This window comes from Streptomyces yaizuensis (assembly GCF_034961445.1).
GTDB classification, from domain to species: Bacteria; Actinomycetota; Actinomycetes; order Streptomycetales; family Streptomycetaceae; genus Streptomyces; species Streptomyces yaizuensis.
In genome coordinates this window covers 82,349-98,176 of the sequence record NZ_BSBI01000013.1, presented here as the reverse complement: position 1 = coordinate 98,176, position 15,828 = coordinate 82,349, and the positions used below count along the sequence as shown (strand labels likewise).

General features: G+C 73.2%; 14 protein-coding genes. 7 read left to right on the top strand and 7 right to left on the bottom strand.

Annotated features, from left to right (window positions below; all coding sequences use genetic code 11):
* Nucleotides 1–15: 15 nt before the first annotated feature.
* From SYYSPA8_RS27775 to SYYSPA8_RS27765, 3 genes are read left to right on the top strand one after another with little or no spacing between them, the layout of a single operon-like run.
* A complete protein-coding gene (locus SYYSPA8_RS27775; RefSeq protein ID WP_323450097.1) occupies nucleotides 16–1,893 on the top strand; it encodes an ABC transporter ATP-binding protein in 1,878 nt (625 codons plus the stop codon).
* Between the two features lie 55 nt (nucleotides 1,894–1,948).
* Nucleotides 1,949–2,389 (top strand): NUDIX hydrolase, encoded by a 441-nt coding sequence (locus tag SYYSPA8_RS38425; RefSeq protein WP_407706106.1) that lies wholly within the window; start codon nucleotides 1,949–1,951, stop codon nucleotides 2,387–2,389.
* The gene (locus SYYSPA8_RS27765) at nucleotides 2,386–2,706 is read left to right on the top strand and encodes a hypothetical protein (RefSeq protein WP_323450096.1); all 321 of its coding nucleotides are present in this window, start codon (nucleotides 2,386–2,388) and stop codon (nucleotides 2,704–2,706) included. The genes SYYSPA8_RS38425 and SYYSPA8_RS27765 overlap by 4 nt, the downstream gene beginning before the upstream one ends.
* Before the next feature lie 147 nt (nucleotides 2,707–2,853).
* Here SYYSPA8_RS27765 and SYYSPA8_RS27760 read toward each other — a convergent pair whose 3' ends face one another.
* Nucleotides 2,854–4,230: a sporulation protein gene (locus SYYSPA8_RS27760; protein ID WP_323450095.1), complete on the bottom strand. Its 1,377-nt coding sequence runs from the start codon at nucleotides 4,228–4,230 to the stop codon at nucleotides 2,854–2,856.
* Between the two features lie 264 nt (nucleotides 4,231–4,494).
* Nucleotides 4,495–5,796, bottom strand: a complete 1,302-nt coding sequence (locus SYYSPA8_RS27755) for a helix-turn-helix domain-containing protein (RefSeq protein WP_323450094.1) — start codon at nucleotides 5,794–5,796, stop codon at nucleotides 4,495–4,497.
* A gap of 278 nt (nucleotides 5,797–6,074) precedes the next feature.
* Between SYYSPA8_RS27755 and SYYSPA8_RS27750 the strand changes: the two genes are divergently transcribed.
* The 4 genes from SYYSPA8_RS27750 to SYYSPA8_RS27735 all read left to right on the top strand — a co-directional run bounded on the left by SYYSPA8_RS27750 (nucleotide 6,075) and on the right by SYYSPA8_RS27735 (nucleotide 10,676).
* Nucleotides 6,075–7,400, top strand: a complete 1,326-nt coding sequence (locus SYYSPA8_RS27750) for a transcriptional regulator (protein WP_323450093.1) — start codon at nucleotides 6,075–6,077, stop codon at nucleotides 7,398–7,400.
* A gap of 1,046 nt (nucleotides 7,401–8,446) precedes the next feature.
* Complete coding sequence (locus SYYSPA8_RS27745; protein WP_323450092.1) at nucleotides 8,447–9,463, top strand: peptidoglycan-binding protein; 1,017 nt, start codon at nucleotides 8,447–8,449, stop codon at nucleotides 9,461–9,463.
* A gap of 278 nt (nucleotides 9,464–9,741) precedes the next feature.
* The gene (locus SYYSPA8_RS27740) at nucleotides 9,742–9,888 is read left to right on the top strand and encodes a hypothetical protein (protein WP_323450091.1); all 147 of its coding nucleotides are present in this window, start codon (nucleotides 9,742–9,744) and stop codon (nucleotides 9,886–9,888) included.
* 209 nt (nucleotides 9,889–10,097) lie between these two features.
* Nucleotides 10,098–10,676 (top strand): hypothetical protein, encoded by a 579-nt coding sequence (locus tag SYYSPA8_RS27735; protein ID WP_323450090.1) that lies wholly within the window; start codon nucleotides 10,098–10,100, stop codon nucleotides 10,674–10,676.
* A gap of 103 nt (nucleotides 10,677–10,779) precedes the next feature.
* On the opposite strand, the gene SYYSPA8_RS27730 is transcribed toward SYYSPA8_RS27735, so the two are convergent.
* The 5 genes from SYYSPA8_RS27730 to SYYSPA8_RS27710 form a co-directional block, all read right to left on the bottom strand.
* The gene (locus SYYSPA8_RS27730) at nucleotides 10,780–12,141 is read right to left on the bottom strand and encodes a cation:proton antiporter (protein ID WP_323450089.1); all 1,362 of its coding nucleotides are present in this window, start codon (nucleotides 12,139–12,141) and stop codon (nucleotides 10,780–10,782) included.
* A 121-nt stretch (nucleotides 12,142–12,262) separates the two neighbouring features.
* Nucleotides 12,263–13,129, bottom strand: a complete 867-nt coding sequence (locus tag SYYSPA8_RS27725; RefSeq protein WP_323450088.1) for a dimethylarginine dimethylaminohydrolase family protein — start codon at nucleotides 13,127–13,129, stop codon at nucleotides 12,263–12,265.
* A gap of 127 nt (nucleotides 13,130–13,256) precedes the next feature.
* Nucleotides 13,257–13,673, bottom strand: coding sequence for a GFA family protein (locus SYYSPA8_RS27720; protein WP_323450087.1), 417 nt, complete (start codon nucleotides 13,671–13,673; stop codon nucleotides 13,257–13,259).
* Nucleotides 13,673–14,503 (bottom strand): DUF3865 domain-containing protein, encoded by an 831-nt coding sequence (locus SYYSPA8_RS27715; RefSeq protein ID WP_323450086.1) that lies wholly within the window; start codon nucleotides 14,501–14,503, stop codon nucleotides 13,673–13,675. The genes SYYSPA8_RS27720 and SYYSPA8_RS27715 overlap by 1 nt, the downstream gene beginning before the upstream one ends.
* Nucleotides 14,500–15,789, bottom strand: coding sequence for a hypothetical protein (locus tag SYYSPA8_RS27710; protein ID WP_323450085.1), 1,290 nt, complete (start codon nucleotides 15,787–15,789; stop codon nucleotides 14,500–14,502). Before SYYSPA8_RS27710 ends, SYYSPA8_RS27715 begins: the two co-directional genes overlap by 4 nt.
* Nucleotides 15,790–15,828: the final 39 nt, after the last annotated feature.

Here is a 15,828-nt window from a genome sequence, read left to right as displayed (position 1 = left end):
GACATCACGGACGGGATGACGACGGCGTTCTGGGCGATCCACGACGGGGCGGCCGCGAAGGCGAGCGTCGGCAAGATCCTCGGCCGGCTGCCGCGGATCGTGCGGCAGGTCGGCGCTCTGGCGTGGCGGGCCGACCGCCGCGCCACCGTGCTGGTGGTCGTTCTCCAGCTCGCGTCGGCGGCGATGGCCGCGTTCGGGCTCGTCGCCTCGGTCGGTGTCCTGCGCGAACTGTTCGGCTCGGGCCCTACGCCCGACCGGATCCGCGCCGCGGTCCCCCAGCTGGTCCTCGTCGTCGCCCTGCTGTCGCTGCGGGCGCTGCTGGAGGCCGGGGTCGCCGCCACCGAGGCGCGGCTCACGCCGAAGATCCGTATCGCGCTGGAGTCGGAGTTCTACGCGCTGGCCGGGCGGGTGCGGCTGGAGGCCGTCGAGGACCCCGAGTGGCACGACGCCGTCCACCGCGCCTCCGACCGGGGTCTGTTCTACGCGCGGCAGATCGTCGGGAACGTCGTCGCGGTCGCCGCCGCCGCACTCGACATCGTCGCCACCGCGGGCGTCCTGGCCGTGCTCCACCCGCTGCTGATCCTCATGCTCCCGCTGTCCGTCCTCCCCGTCGGCGCCGCCGCCGTGCGCTCCGCCCGGGACCGCTTCCACTCCTACATGCGGTGGAACGCGATGCAGCGCCGATTGCGGGTGTTCACCTGGCTGCTGCTCGACCAGGACTCCGCAGCCGAGCTGCGCTCGACCACTGCCCAGGACGCGCTGCTGGCCGAGCACCGGCGGATCGCGGAGAAGATCGCCGCCGAGGACACCCGGCTCGGGGTCAGCGCGGCCCGCGTCACCCTCGCCGGGCGCGCCTTCGGCGGGCTGGGCGCCGGACTCACCTATACGGCCCTGTGCCTGATGCTGCTGGACGGCTGGATCCCCCTCGCGGTCGGCGCCGGGGCCGTCCTCGCCATCCAGTCCGGCCGCCAGTCCCTGACCACCTTCGTCAACCTCTCCCACCTCGTCTTCGAGAACGCGCTCTGGGTCACCGACCTCCAGGCCGTGCAGGCCCACTGCCGCACCCGGCTGCCCCGCACCGGCGGCCTCCCCGCCCCGCAGGAAGTGGAGGAGATCCGGCTCGACAAGGTCACCTTCGCCTACCCCGGCAAGGACACCCCCGCCCTCGACGGCATCAACCTCACCCTCCGGGCCGGGGAGACGATCGCGTTCGTCGGCGCCAACGGCTCCGGCAAGTCGACCTGCGCAAAACTCATCGCCGGGCTGTACGACCCGACAGCCGGCACCGTGACCTGGAACGGGACGGACGCGCGCGAACTGGACCCGGTCTCCCTCCACCAGCAGGTTGCCATGGTCCTCCAGGACCCGATCCACCTGCCCTTCACCGCACTGGCGAACATCACCGTCTCCCGGGGCACGATCACCACCGCCGAGCCTGAGCAAGCCCACGCCGCAGCGACCGCGTCCGGCGCCGACACCGTCATCGCCGCTCTCCCCGGCACCTGGAAGGCGCTGCTGTCCAAACGGTTCGCGGGCGGCCAGGAACTCTCCGCCGGCCAGTGGGCCAAGATCGCGGTCGCCCGCGGCCTCTACAAACAGGCCCCAGTACTCCTCCTCGACGAACCGACCGCCAGCATGGACCCCCGTGCCGAGCACGCGGTGTACCAGGCCGTGCTCCACGGCACCCGGCGGCCCGGGCAGATCACCGTCCTCATCTCCCACCGGCTCGCCTCCATCGTCGACTGCGACAGGATCTACGTCTTCGACGGCGGGAAGATCGTGGAGTCGGGCTCACATGCCGAGCTGATGAAGAAGCGGGGCGAGTACGCGCAGATGTTCGCCCTTCAGGCGTCCGGATATCAGGGAGTGCCGGCCGGGGCGGAGGAAGCGTGATTCCGGAACCCCGAATCCCGCTCCTGGTGGGTACCTTCGCGGAAGAAGCCCACCGGTGACACACCAGGCCACCGCCGCACCGCCCCCCGGGCGCGGATTCAGCGCCTACCTGTGCGGCGAGTCGGCAAGTCTCGCCGGGAGCGCGGTGTCCGCCGGCGTCCCCCGCGCGACAGTGGCCGCCCTCGTCACCACCTGGTCCGGAATCCCGGCCGACCAGCCCGGCGAGAAGGTCGGCACCTGGCGCTGGCACCCCCTCGACGCCCTCCCGGACGGCCTGTTCACCCCCAGCGCCCAGTGCCTGAGCCTGTGGCGCCCCGACCTGCCCATCGACCATCCCCCGGCCCACCACTATCCCCTCCGCACCCCGCCCCGGACCACCAGCTCCCCGGCCGATGGCCCGTACTCCGGTGCGGAGCTGGCGACCGCCGGGGAACGGTCCGGTACCGGCCCGTCGGCCCCGGGCATCCGGCCGCCCGTTCCCGGAGCGCGGTCATGAGCACCCCGGCGGAGACCCCGGGCAGTGCGGTGGCAGTGTTCACCGCACCGGGGGAGCACGCGGACCGGGTGCGGATGCGGCGCGCCCACGCCCTGGCCGCCCGGACCCTCGGCGTGACCGTACGGGGCCGGGAGGTGTGGCGGTGGCAGGGCCGCACCCTGTCCCGCCGGGCCGCCGACCGCTGGCTTCGCGTGGTGAGCGCCCCGCAGGACAAGCGGGGCGTGAAGCTGTGGGAGGGCACCGTCCTGGCGGACACGCTGGTGCCGCGCTCGGTGCCCTGGCCCTGCGGAGACGGCGCCCGTCACCTCACGGTCTGACCCGTCCCCGATCTTCTGAGTTCCCGGGGCGAGTCCGCCCCGGGGGCACCCGCCAGGAGGTCCGCTTGTGAGAGACACCGTCTGCGGGAAGGCCGGTTCACGATGGCGTGTCACGCCCGGATGACCGTGGCGCAGTACGGGATGGGGTCAGGTCCGTGCGAGGGCGCCGCCGGCGCGGTGGAGGAAGTCGGCGACTTGTGGTTCGCGGGTCCAGGGGCGCAGGGCTCCGGTGACGTCGCGGAGGTAGTCGCGGGCGCGGGCGGAGCGGACGCCGGACAGGATCGTCAGGGCTCTGTCCGCACTGGCGAGACCGTGGTCGAGGTCGCGGAGCTGGAGGTGTGCGGTGGCCTCGACGGCGGTGCGCAGTCCGACGGAGCGGGTGCGGGTGCGGGCGGGCATCGGCGCCGCCCGGCGGCTCCAGCGCAGTGCGGCGCGGGGTTGGCCCAGGTCGCGGAAGATCTCCGAGGCGTCCGAGGCGATCCGGTTCGCGTCGAGATAGGCGAGCCAGGAGGGGTCGCGGGTGTGGGGGTGGATCGTGTCGAGGAGGTTCTCGGCCGTGGCGATGGCGGCGGAGGCCGCGCGGGCGTCCCCGGCGCGGCCGTGCGCGTGCGCGGATGCCATCTTGGCGAAGGCGAGAACTCTGGGGGCGCCGCCGTGACGGGCGCGTTCGTAGGCGGCGTCGGCCATGTCGGCGGCGTCGGTGAGGTGTCCTCGCAGGAAGCTCTGCAGCGCCATGGTGGACAGGACGTACGATCCGGCGTCGACGTCGCCGCCGGCCCGCGCGAGGCGCAGGGCCTGGATGAGGTGGCGCTGTCCGGTCGCGTGTTCGCCCCTGTCCACCGCGCTCCAGCCGGCGATGCGGGCCAGCTCGGCGGTGGCGGCGAACAGGTCGCGGCCCGTCTCGGCGGTGTAGGTGCCGTGGAGCAGCGGCATCGCGCGTTTCAGGCAGCCGAGGACGGCGGTGGACGGGTTCCCGCCGCCGTAGCGGGCGTCGGCCTGGCGGGCCCGGTCGGCGGCTGTCCACAGCTGTTCCACGTCCGCGCGGCCGACGCGGCGGCCCCCGCTGTGCCGCCCGGAGGCGGGGTCGGCGGGGGTGGCGAGCCAGCGGACGGTGGGGCTGGTGTAGGCGCTGATGGCGAAGGGGGTGGCGAGGAGAGTGCGGCGTTCCACGGAGCTCCAGTAGCGGGCGGCGTAGGCGAGGGCGTCGTCGGGGTCCCGGGGGAATTCAAGCCCCAGTGCGGCGCCGTCGGGGTCCGGCGCGCCCATGCCGATCTCTTCCGGGCTGACCGGTCGGCCGAGGTGCTCGGCGAGGACGGCCGCTATGAGCGTGGGCGCGGGCGGGCGCGGGTGCTTGCCCCGGATCCAGTGCGTGACGTGGGTGTGGGTGTACGACCTGGGGGTTCCGGCCTGGGCGCTGAGGGTGTTGACGCGCCCGGCCAGGGCTTTGCGGCTGATCGCTGCGGTGTCGAGGAGCTGTTCCAGAAGCCGGTTGGGACCTCTCGCTGTACGGGGCGCGCCGGTCACTGGTACCCCGTCCTGCGGGCGGCGGCGCTGCTGTGTGTGCGGCCCGCCCTCCCTGGGGTCTGGGCGGCGGGCGTTCGGGGGTCGGAAACGTGTGCCCCCTCGTGTGCCTCCCCGTGGGTCCGGGCGGGGGGTTGTCTGGGGGATCCGGGGCCGGTGGCCGGCCGGGGAGCGAGCGGGAGGGGGCGGGCGGTGGTGAGTGTCCGGGCGCGGGTGTCGGCGGGCACGGGGCCGTGCCGGTGCGGGTTCATCCTCCGGGGCTGTCGTTCAGGCGGCCCGGGCGAGGGTGAGGAGCTCGGGGACGCCCTCGGCGTGAGGGTAGAGGGTGAAGCGGGGGACGAGGTCTTCGACGAGCCGCACGCAGCGGGGCGCTCCGATGGTCCGCGCGACGGTGAGGGATTCCCGGGCGGCTGCGGCCGCGCGTTCGGGTTCGCGCCGGTCGAGGTGCGATGCCGCTTGATAGGCGAGGAAGACGCCGCGGGTTTTCGCGCGGGCGGCCGGCAGCAGGTCCTGTCCTTCCCTGATGAGGCGGTGGGCCCCGGGGTCGCCGAGGTCCCCGAGTGCCTGCCCGCTGTCGATGGCGAGGTCTGCGGTGGAGAGCCAGGTGCAGAACGCGGGGCGTTCCCGGGATGCGGCGGCGCCGAGCTGGTGCTCGGCCGCGGCGAGGTGACGGAGGGTTTCCTTCTTCTCCCCCTGCGCGGCGAGCGCCCGGCCCCGGCGCAGGTGGAGCAGCGCTTGGGCGGCGGGGTGGTCGGCCCGGGCGAGGGCGTGGTGGAGGATCGCGCCGGCGGTGGTGTGGTCGCCGCGCCAGGCGGCGCCGTAGGCGAGGTCGCCGAGGACGGCGGCGCCGAGGTCGCGGTCGTCCGCGGCGTGGGCGCTGTGGAGGGCGGCGGTCCAGTAGGCGGTGGCGGCCTGGTGGCGGCCGAGGTCGAAGCGGTGCCAGCCGATGCTCTGGGCGAGGCCGGCGGCCAGGGTGTGCAGGCGCAGTCCGAGGGGGCGGGTGTAGCGGCCGTGGGCGACGAGGTCGCTCACGGTGGTCAGGTGCGCGTCGAGGAGGGGCGCGGTGTGCTGGCGCTGCTCGGTGACGAGGGCGGTGAAGCGGCCAGCGGTGTGTTCGAGGACGTCGACGAGTTCGCTGCCGACGGGCTGTCCGTCCCGGGCGGGGGCGAGGGGGTGGGCGTCGGCGTGGGCCCAGTCGGCCGCGAGTGCGGTGAGGGCGGCGGCGGGCACGGTGAGGAGGAGGGCGCGTCGGTCCACGGTCAGAGCCTCTCGGAGCGCGGGAACGGTGCTGAAGGGGCCCAGCGGGATCGCCACGGGGGGCAGCCAGTGGGGCCACGAACTGGCGTCCACGGCCTCCTGGGGGATCTGGAGGGCCTCGGCGATGTAGCTCTGGGAGTCCGCGTCGGGGACGACCCCGTCGACCTCCCACTTGCGGACCCGGTGCTTGTCCGCGCCGGAGCGCAGACCACGGCGCCAGGCCGCCGCGCGGACCGCTTGCGCCAGGTCGACGCGGGTCATCCCCCGGGCTTGGCGGGCACGGGCCAGACGCTGTCCGGTGAGCTCGGTCACACCGTCCATCCAACCACCCGGGGAGGCCCGCGCGCAGCGGTCCCGCGAACGGGACCCCCACCGGGACCCCCTCCAACTCATGTACGAATCCGTGCCGTTGATCTCACAATCGGGTCCTCCTCCGCCGATGCCCGCCCGCCGGGCCCCCTCCCCCGCACGGGTTCCACAGCCCCGCGGCGGCGGGCGGCCCGCACGCGTTCCGTCCTGCCACAGGCCACACCGGCACGGCGGGGGCCGGTGCCGGCGGTAGTCCCGGCACAACGACGGATGGTGGTGTGATGACGCGTTCTGGCTCCGGCGCGCGGTCCGGCGGCTCCAGCGAGGAGCTGGGCAAGTTACTGGAGGACCTCGGCTGGTCGGTCCGCGGCTTCGCCCGCAGGGTCCGGGAACGCTGCGACGCCCTGGGACTGCCGCACACGGTCAGCCCGAGCACCGTGTCCCGCTGGCGCAGCGCCGAGACCGTCCCCAGCGCCGAACTCGCCGGGGCCGCCTGCCACGTGCTCTCGTCGGCGCTGCGCCGCCCGGTGACCCCTCAGAGCCTGGGCTGGCCGGCGGCCACCGCGGACATCGCCGCCGTGTCGCTGGAGTACCGCGACCTCGCCCACGCCGTGCGGATGCTGTCGAAGCTCTGGGAGCTCGACGCCCTGAAGCGGCGCAGCCTGGTCAAGTCCACCTTCTCGCCCGCAGTGTTCGCGCCCGCCTCGCGCGAAGCGCTCGTCATGCCGCCCGACGCACAGATCGCCGGACACGGCGGGTACCGGGTCCAGGCCGCGGACATCGACCTGCTGGAGGACCACACCGACCTCTACGGCCGGCTCGACGCGCAGCACGGCGGGGGCCGGTTCCGCAGTCCCTTCGCCGCGTTCCTCAGCACCCACGCCACCCCCCTGCTGCACGGGCAGTTCTCGGCGCGGGCGGGGCGGCGGCTGTACGGGAGCGTGGCGGACGCGGTGCTGGCGATGGCGAGCATGGCGTACGACGACCGGCTCCCCGGCCTGGCCCAGCGCTACGACCTCCAGGCGATGCGCCTGGCCCAGGCGGTGGGCGACCGGGCCCGCATCGCCCGGGTCCACATCCACCAGGCCCGTCTCGCCGCCGCCCAGGGGGAGCGCCGCGATGTCCTCACCCACGCGCGCAGCGCCGTCCTCGCCTCCGAGGGGACCGCGCCGCTGGTGCGGGCCTATGCGGCGGTCACCGAGGCGCGGGCGTGGGCGTTCAACGGCGACGCGGAGCAGACCCTGGCGGCGGTCGGCCGGGCCCGGGACTGCTTCCGCCGTGCCGGAGCAGTCGCGGAGCCGCGGTGGATCGCCTGGTTCGACCGGCCTGAACTGGAGACGCAGGCGGCGTGGGCGTGCACGGTCGCCGGGCTCGCCGGGCCCGGGACACAGGCGCTGAAGGAAGCCCTCGACCTGCCCGGGGACCGGAGGCGCGACAGCGTGGAACTGCTGATCACCGGCGCCGCGCTGGCCCGTCTGAGAGGGGACACGGCTGAGCACGCCGATCTGACGCGCCGCGCCGCAGCTGCCGCTCAGGGGCTGGCGAGCCCGCGGCTGGCCGCCCGCCTCGCACAGCTGGCTGCGAATGAGCCCCTCGCCGACTTCTAGCGCCGGTGGGCCGGGGCGGCGGGCACGGGCGGCCGGCTGAATCGGCCGCGCTTGGCTTGGCTCCATACCCACATGCCCATCCCGACGCCGATGCCCTTGGCTACGCCCCCAATCCCTTCACGGGCGGCGTTTCCTGCAACCTTCTGATTCGTTGCCGATCGGTCGGACTGGGACGCCTGTCCGCCGTCGTGTGTCGATGGAGCATCAGCGGCGTAACTGCCCCCAGCCGGCGGCGCGTCCTGCGTCGGTCGACTGCTGTTGCTTCGGACGGCCATGGTCATTCTGTCCTCTCACCCACGAAGAAGGTGGAGGGGGCCCTGCTCCTCAAGGCGCTCCCACGCACGAAGGCCCGCTCCACCAAGGGAAGGCGGGGAGAGACGCCATCACGGTCTGAGGGCCAGAAGACCAGGTCTGCCCACTCGGCAGATGGATTCGGGGCGATTCGGCGAGGCGAATCCACGCGTGAGCATCGGAACAGCTGCGGAAGCCGAGGCGACCCACCCGTTCAACGCAACCAGGGTCAGTCCCGAGCAGGCAGCAAGGAGCTGAGGCAGCCACGTCCGGGACGTGGGTGAGATCCTCTCTCGCTCCATAGGCCGAGTGTTGCACGGAGCAAGCGTCCTCAACCATCCGTATGGCGAACCGAGTTCACGCCTATTGCGGGCGCTACAGGTGATGCCGGGCCCGGTCCCTTGGTCACCTTCTGGCCTCGTCCGGTCTCGGAGACCGCGGGCACCCTCTTCTGCGTCGCCGCGTGCTGCACTCGTCCGGGTGAACTGTGACGCCCAGGCCCCAGCTCCGTATCGGCTCACCCTGGGCCGGAGCACGAGCGCGGCAGCAGGTCACGGGATTCCGGAGCGGGACCAGGCACCGGGGCGGCCGCCGACACGTCGCGTGGAAGCGGGCGGTCAGGATCACTACGATCGGCGCCTCCAGGCCCCATGCATCGACGGCCGCGCGTATGCGCTGCTCTGACCTGCTGTTATGCCATATATGCAGCGGCTTGCGGGGCCTGGAGTTCCGATGGGGGACAGGGAGGTACGCGCATGGGCCAGGATCCTGGCGACGGAGAACGCGAGCGCAGTGCGGGAGTACAGCTCGCACGGATGCTGCGCCGCTGGTGGGAGGAGGCGGGGGACCCGCCCGGTCGTACCCGTCCGACACAACAGGCGCTGGCCGGCCGGCTGGGCGTCGATCAGACGACGCTGTCGCGCTACCTGAACCCGAACCACCCCGCGGTCGCGCCCGTGCGGGTGGTGGAAGCGCTGCACACCCAGTTGCGCGCGCCCGGGGCCGACCTCGACCGGGCACGGGAGCTGTGCCGGGCCGCGCTGCGGGACAACACCCGTCATCAGGCCGTCACCGGCACCAGCCCAGTGCAGTCCGCCGATTCGGCGGATCCTGTCGACGACCGTCGTGCGAGCGGCAGGTCCCGTTTGCTGCGGTTACGTCCTGCCCTGGTGGTGATGGCGGTAGTGGTGTCCTTCGCCGCCGGAATGGCTGTCCAGGGACAGCTCACGGACCGGGACCGCACCACCGTCGCCGGCGGGGGTGAGGGGCCCGCCGCTTCGGAGACCGGGGCGTCGTCCCAGTGGCCGCTGATGCGGATCGGCGGGCAGGATCAGTTCACCCCGGGCCGGGCCCTGCAGCATCTGCTGAACGCGCACGGCTACGACGTGCGGGTCGACGGCTTCTTCGGGCGGGACACCCAGGATGCGGTCATGGACTTCCAGCGCAGCCGGGATCTCCCGCCTGACGGCAAGGTGGGCGATCAGACCTGGCCGGAGCTGGTGAAAGTGGTGGGGCCCGGGTCCAAACCGTTCGAGGTCCGGGCTGCACAGGAACTCCTGCACAACACCGGCCAGGGTGGCACGCCGGTGTCGGGGCGGTTCACCGCGGCGACGGCGGAGGACGTGAAGCACTTCCAGCGCTCTCAGCGCCTGCCCGTCACCGGCCTGGTGGACGTGCACACCTGGCTCGCTCTCCTGAGGAACCAGCGCCCTCCGGTCAAGGCACCGGCCTATCAGCAAGGCGGCAGCCCACTGCCCTCCGCACCCGGGTAAAGGGAGCACCGTGCCGCACGGCATGGTCCGCCGGGTATGCCAACCAGGCAGTGGAACCCTGGTGCATCAGGGCATAGCCGCAGGCCGGAGCCCCGCCATGCAGGGCGCATCCATGCGCCTGGGCAAGGGGCCGCAAACCTCTTCGCCCAGCCCTTCACCCGGGCATTCTGATGTCAGCGACCGGCACTCCCGGACCTCCCGCCCGTCGGCGGGCACCGCTCCGGATTCCTTACCCGGTCCGCGATCCTCCATCAGCACCCTGCCCGAGAGGGGCCATCATGTCCTGCGCCCGTACGACCATCGTCTCCGCCCTGTCGGCCGCCGTCCTCGCCTCCGGGCTCACCGTCGGCACCGCCGGTCCGGCGCACGCCGCCACCTGTCCCTCCTCCGCGTCCCCCGTGATCGACGGCGCCTCCGCCCACTGATCCCTGAAGTGCGCCAAGGTCCGCATCAATGGGGAACGAAGTCGGCCCAGGCGCGCCTCGCCGTCGCCTGACCGCGCCCCAGGGGCGGGCCCGGCGCTGGCGCCGTACCGGCACGGGGCCGCCCCTGGGGCGAATCCCGCATACACGACCACCCCATGGCACATGCGCGACCCGGAAGCGCCGGGCCGCGCGAGGAATGAGGAAGTCCCATGATCACCACCATTGGTCAGCCGCGCGGTGCCCTGATCGCCGGGCTCGTCGCGGCCACTCTCGCCCTGGCACCGGCCGCCACCGCCCAGAGCCCCTCCGCAGCGCCGCAGGCGTCCGGGGCCACCCGCCTGGTCTTCGACAAGAACCCGCAGAACCCTTCCGACTCGCGGCTGCGGGTCTACAAAGGCACAGCACTGTGGGCCGAGTACCGGGCCGGATCGGGGCTGGGGAGCACCAACGACTGCACGCGCGAACGCGGCTGGCTCCCGAACGGCAACTGGAAGATCCGACTCAAGGACCGGACCTACAACGGGCAGCTGATCAAGGGCTACGCCATCTACCTCGCGGACATGCCCTGCTCGGCGGGCACGACGACGCGCAAGGAGATGTTCATCCACTCCGAGATGAACCGCAACGGAACCCAGGGCCCCAGGGGGACAAACCGCCGCTGGGACGGCGACGGCGACTACAAGTCCTGGGGGTGCGTGAAGCTGCACCCTGAGCACATCAAGAAGATGTTCCGGCTCTTCGACCGGAAGGGCTTCGGCTGGCCGACCCACCTGAGCGTGGTGTCCTGATCCCATACCGGTGCCCTCCCGTCCTGCGGAGCGGGGTGGTGTTCCTGACCCGTCCGCGATGTCCCGCCCGGGGCGTCGCGGACGGGCGGCATCCTGCCGGCCGTCAGCCTGTGTGCGGGGGCATGACGGCGGTCCGGCCGGACCTGGCGCAGCCCGGGCGGGGCGCGGTCTGCTCCCAGGCTCCCGGGGGAATACGCTTCATCGCGGCCTTGAGGATGGGGGGCGCCATCAGGGGGGTGGTGATGGCGATGAGGACGATGATGCTGTAGAGCTCGGTAGTGAGGAGTCCGGCGCGGACGCCGACGACGGCGACGACGATCTGGACGACGCCGCGGGCGTTGATCCCGGCGCCGACGGCGAGGGATTCCCAGCGGCCGAGTCCGGCGAGGGCGCCGCCGGTGAACGCGCCGAGGAACTTGCCGGCGACGGCGACGGCCAGCGCGGCCCCCGCCCACAGCACGGTGGTGGGGCGGGCGAGGGCGGTGAGGTCGATCCGCAGCCCGGCGAGGGCGAAGAACAGCGGGGCAAGGAACGCCAGCACGGTCGTGTCGAGGGGTTCGAGCCGCCGGGCCTGGACAACCGGTTCGGAGCTGGTGGTGCGGATGAGGACCCCGCACAGGAACGCGCCGAGGACGGCTTCGAAGCCGAGGGCCTGGGCGCCCGCCGAGGCGAGGACGACGAGGACGACGACGGCGGTAACCGCCGGGGCCCCGGTGCCGGCGCGGGCGGCCCACCGCATGACCCACCGTACGGTCCAGCGGCCGGCGGTGAGGGCGGCCAGGATGAGGATGGCGAGGTGCACCAGGGGGGTGGCGATCTCGCCGGGGCCGGGGCCGGTGATGGCGAGCGCGGTCACGATCGAGACGAGGAGCCAGCCCACGGCGTCGTCGACGGTGGCGACGACGAGGATCATCTGTCCGGCGGGCCGGTGCAGGAGGTCCATGTCCCCCAGGACCCGGGCGATGACGGGGATCGAGCTGACGCACAGGGCGACGCCGAGGAACGCGGCGAAGAGCGTGGGGTCGGCGCCGGGGGGCCGCAGTCCGGCGGGCAGGACCCGTCCGAGGGCGTAGCCGAGCGCGAGGGGGAAGAGCAGCGCGGCGGCGCTCACGGCCGCTGTGGCCTTGGCGTTGCGGCGGGCGAGGGTGAGGTCGAGGTGCATGCCGGTGAAGCCGACGAGGAGGAGGACGCCGAGCTGTCCGACGGCGTCCAGCAGGTGCATCTGCACGGGGTCGGGCGGGAAGAGCCGGGCGGAGAGGCCGGGGGCGAGGGCGGCGAGGACGGTGGGCCCGAGGAGGACGCCCGCGGTGAGCTCCCCCACGACGCCCGGCAGCCGGGCCCGGCGGGCGAGACGGCCGAGGACGAGCGCGAGGCCGAGCAGGACGCCGGTCTGGAGCAGGAACAGCAGCAGGGTGTGCGCGGGCAGCGGCGGCACGGTGCCGATCGACGGCGGTATGGGCTCCACGGGAACGGTTCCTCCACACGGGAAAGAGAACGGGCGGCGGCCCGGCGCGGAGGCGGGCACAGGGGCGTGCCGGGGCCGGCCCGGGGCGGCGGGCCGGACGCCGGCATGGCGTGGGGTGGGGTCAGGTGCGGTGGAGCGGGAGGGTGGTGCAGCGCAGAGAGCCGGGGATCTTCGTGACTTCGGAGTAGTCGACGGTGAGGACCTCGATGCCGCGGGCGTTGAGTTCGGCGGCGATGCGGTCGGAGCCTTCTGCGACGACGACCGTGCCCGGCGCGATGGCCAGGACGTTGACCTGGACGGCGCGGGCTTCAGCGTTCGTGACGTCGATCAGGTCGAAGCGCTCGGCGAACCAGCGGATCCGTCCCGGGGTGAAGACCGGGCGGTGGATGAGGGCGGTGTTCGGGGCGACGATGGTGAAGTGGTCGTCCAGGTGGACGATGCCCGCCGTGGCGAACCGTACGGGGACGACCTCGCGGTCGACGCCGAACCGGGTGAGCGCGGACCGCAGCGCGGCCACCCCGGTAGGGGAGGTTTCCTCGCCGAGGCCGACCAGGACGAGGCCGTCGTGGAGCAGGACGTCGCCGCCCTCGATCGTGCCGGCCGTCAGGCGGGCGAGTTTCGGCGCGGTGGCGGCGAGCGGGGCGAACGCGTCGGTCTCCGACCGGCGGTGTGCGGAGTTGAGCCGGGCCAGGACGAGGACGTCGTCGATGACGACGGCGAGGTCGCGGGGATAGTGCTGGGCCGAGCACCCGGGAGCCGGGTCCAGGAGGACCACCTCGACGCCCCGGGAGCGCAGCAAGGCGATCAGGGCGTCCTGCTGCGCGCGGACGACGGCGGGGTCGTAGGGGGCCCAGGTGCTGGTGGCCATCTGCCGGGCGAGGACGGGGTGGACGCCGGGTCCGTGAAGGGTGCGGGTGAAGCCTGCGGCGTGGCGCATGGCGACGCGCCGCAGGGTCCCGTACTCGCTGGTGGCGTGGAAGACGGGCACGGTCGGGTCTCTCCAGAGGCGGGAGGAAGAGGGAGCGCTGCCCCGTTCGCACCTCTCGCCCCCCGGGGGTCGGCCGGGCCCCGCGAAGGGCGCGGCCGGCCCTGGTGTGCCGTTCTTGCGGAAAGGGTCAGGAGGCGGTGGTGGGCTGGGTGTCGGGGACCGGGGGCAGCCAGTGGACCGCGTTGTCGCGGAAGGAGGCGTTGACGGGCACGAGGTCGGCGCCGCTGGTGTCATCGAGGGCGGTGACGTTGATCCCGAGCTCCGGGATGTCGGAGTCGATCGCCGCGATGCGGGCACCGCAGGTGGGGCAGAAGCCGCGCTTCGCCTCGCCGGGGAAGGTCTCGAACCAGGTCGGCTCACTCTCGCCGGTCCAGGTCACCCGCTCGAAGCCGGCCCACCACATCACCGGGGCGCCGCCGAGTTTCTGGCAGTGGCGGCAGTGGCAGGTGTGGGGGTAGATCGCCGGGCCGATGACGGTGAAGCGGATCCGGCCGCACAGACAGCCGCCCGTACGCTCCTGGGCTTCGGCGGGTGTGGCGTTCATCAGGTGATCTCCCGGGCGCGGTGGGCGAGTTCAGCCCACCAGTGTGTCATCCCTTCCATGATCTGGAGGAACCCGTCGAGGGCCTGGGGGAGGTCGATGTGGAAGAGTTCACTCTCCTTGATGAACCGCGCGAGTCCTTCGATGTGGGCGGCCTCGACGCTCAGGCCCTCGACCTGGGCGGCCTCGTGTCCGTCGTCGAGGTGGAGCTCATAGTAGTGGTGCAGGCTCTTCAGGTCGCTGCCGGTGCGCTGGATGGTCAGCTGCCCGTAGCGGTTGGTGATGTCGCGCAGGATCTCGGTCTCGGCGATGGCGACGGCTTCGGTGGCGTAGTAGGCGCCGGCGATCAGGCTGGGCATGTGGGAGCCGGTCATCCACTGGTGGAGGCCGACCAGGAGCGCGGTCTCGGGCGCGGGGACGTGCCCGTTGACGAGGAGTCCGAGGTCGGACAGGAGCGCATTGGAGTACAGGACGTAGTGCGCGGGGACCTTGCCGCGTTCGCCGCCTTCCTCCAGGTGGTTGCGGCGCAGCTCGTGGGCGAGTTCGGGGCAGAACCCCTCCACGCCGGTGGCGGCGGCTTTGAGGAACTGGGCGTTGTAGCGGGCGAAGACGGAGAGTTCCTCGATGTACATCCGGGCCTGGCCGGCGGTGAGTCCGGCGGCGCCGACCTGGTCGGCGATCCGCCGGTAGACCCAGTCGATCATCGGGGACAGGTGCGCGGTGACCAGGGCGTCGCCGGAGGTGAAGTTGCCGAGCAGGGTGGCGTTGACCGCGCTGCGGGTTTCGGGGTTGGCCTTCAGGTATGCCTGGACGAGGGAGTTGCCGAGGTTCACGGTGCACCGTCCTTGGGGTTGGCGGGGCGGGGGGTGAGGCGGAGGCCGCCGGTGGCGCCGAGGGCGCGGACGGCGGTCAGGACCGTCTCGTCGTCGGGCAGGGTGACCTCGGCGCCGTCGTCGAGGGCGGCCGTCAGGTCGTCGGGGAGCAGGCCGGGGCTCTGGTGGCCGCGGAGGTAGGTGTGGTCGCCGGCGGTGTGGAGCCGGTAGGGGGCGATGACGGCGACCGTCGCGCCGGGGACGGCGTGGCGGGGGTCGAAGGCGGCCGCGGCTTCGGTGCGGGCGAGGTCGCGCTCGGTGAGTTCCCAGCCGCCGTTGCTGAGCACGGTCGCCCACCGCCCGCGGAGATGGTCCTGCACGGCGTCCTCCACCCGGTCGGCCGCGGTGGCCAGGGCGGTGCGGGCGAGGGCGGTGAGACGACCGGCGGCCGGCCCCGGCCCGCCGGGCACCGATGCCATCGGGGAGGGGGCGGAGAGGGCGGCGTCGGGCCCCTCCCCGGTCAGGAGTCCGGCGAGCAGGTCGGGGAGGACGGCCTGGCGGACGATGCCCGCGTCCGGGTAGGTGTAGAGGGGGACGGCGACCGAGACGGAGAACCGGTTCTGGGTGCCGACGTGGAAGACGCGGCGGGGCAGGAACAGGGCGTCCCCGGGTTCCAGGAGCCAGTGGGTGCCGTGCTCCAGCAGCCAGGTGTAGTCCCCGTAGAGGGGCTCGGGCCCGCCGGTGAGCTTGGTGTACGTCTCGGCGGGCCAGGTGTAGAAGTTCTTGGGGTTCGGGCCGAGGTGGATGAGGAAGGCGTCCTCGTAGCCCTCGTGGACGCCGAACGCGGTCCCGGAGTAGTTCCCGGCGAACGCGACCTGTTCGGCACCGCCGAGCGGCAGGCCCCAACCGGTGATGAGTGCGCCGAGGAAGCGGCCGAGTCCGGCGGCGAGCGGAGGGCTGAGGGTTTCCAGGTTGTTGACGACCAGGGAGAACCGGTCGGCGCCGGTGAGGTCCTGCATCCACGCGGTGAAGCCGCCCACCTCCTCCCAGGCCGGGGCGTCCAGCACCGTGGGGAGCAGGTCGTCGCGGCGTTCCTCGCCGACGTAGACGCGGGCCTTCGCGCTGATGGCCGTGCCGGCGGCGTGGGCGGAGCGCAGGGCCGCGAAGCCGTCCAGGACGTGGCCGGGGCGGGCGGCGGCGGCCGGGACGACGCCCTTGAACAGGTACGGGGCGGTCCGATCCTTGGTCTGCGCGGGGAAGTGGCCGGTCCAGAACTCATCGTCCGGAGGCCAGGCGTAGCGGGTCAACGGGTTCTCCTGTCGGTCGCGGTGCGGCCGGGGCCGCGG

What these genes read in the sequence shown, in the direction of transcription:
- SYYSPA8_RS27750 (WP_323450093.1), top strand. Translation starts at nt 6,075, where the DNA reads ATGACGCGTTCTGGCTCCGGCGCGCGGTCCGGCGGCTCCAGCGAGGAG.
- SYYSPA8_RS27775 (WP_323450097.1), top strand. Translation starts at nt 16, where the DNA reads ATGACGACGGCGTTCTGGGCGATCCACGACGGGGCGGCCGCGAAGGCG.
- SYYSPA8_RS27720 (WP_323450087.1), bottom strand. Translation starts at nt 13,673, where the DNA reads ATGAACGCCACACCCGCCGAAGCCCAGGAGCGTACGGGCGGCTGTCTG.
- SYYSPA8_RS27740 (WP_323450091.1), top strand. Translation starts at nt 9,742, where the DNA reads ATGTCCTGCGCCCGTACGACCATCGTCTCCGCCCTGTCGGCCGCCGTC.
- SYYSPA8_RS27735 (WP_323450090.1), top strand. Translation starts at nt 10,098, where the DNA reads ATGATCACCACCATTGGTCAGCCGCGCGGTGCCCTGATCGCCGGGCTC.
- SYYSPA8_RS27745 (WP_323450092.1), top strand. Translation starts at nt 8,447, where the DNA reads ATGGGCCAGGATCCTGGCGACGGAGAACGCGAGCGCAGTGCGGGAGTA.
- SYYSPA8_RS27765 (WP_323450096.1), top strand. Translation starts at nt 2,386, where the DNA reads ATGAGCACCCCGGCGGAGACCCCGGGCAGTGCGGTGGCAGTGTTCACC.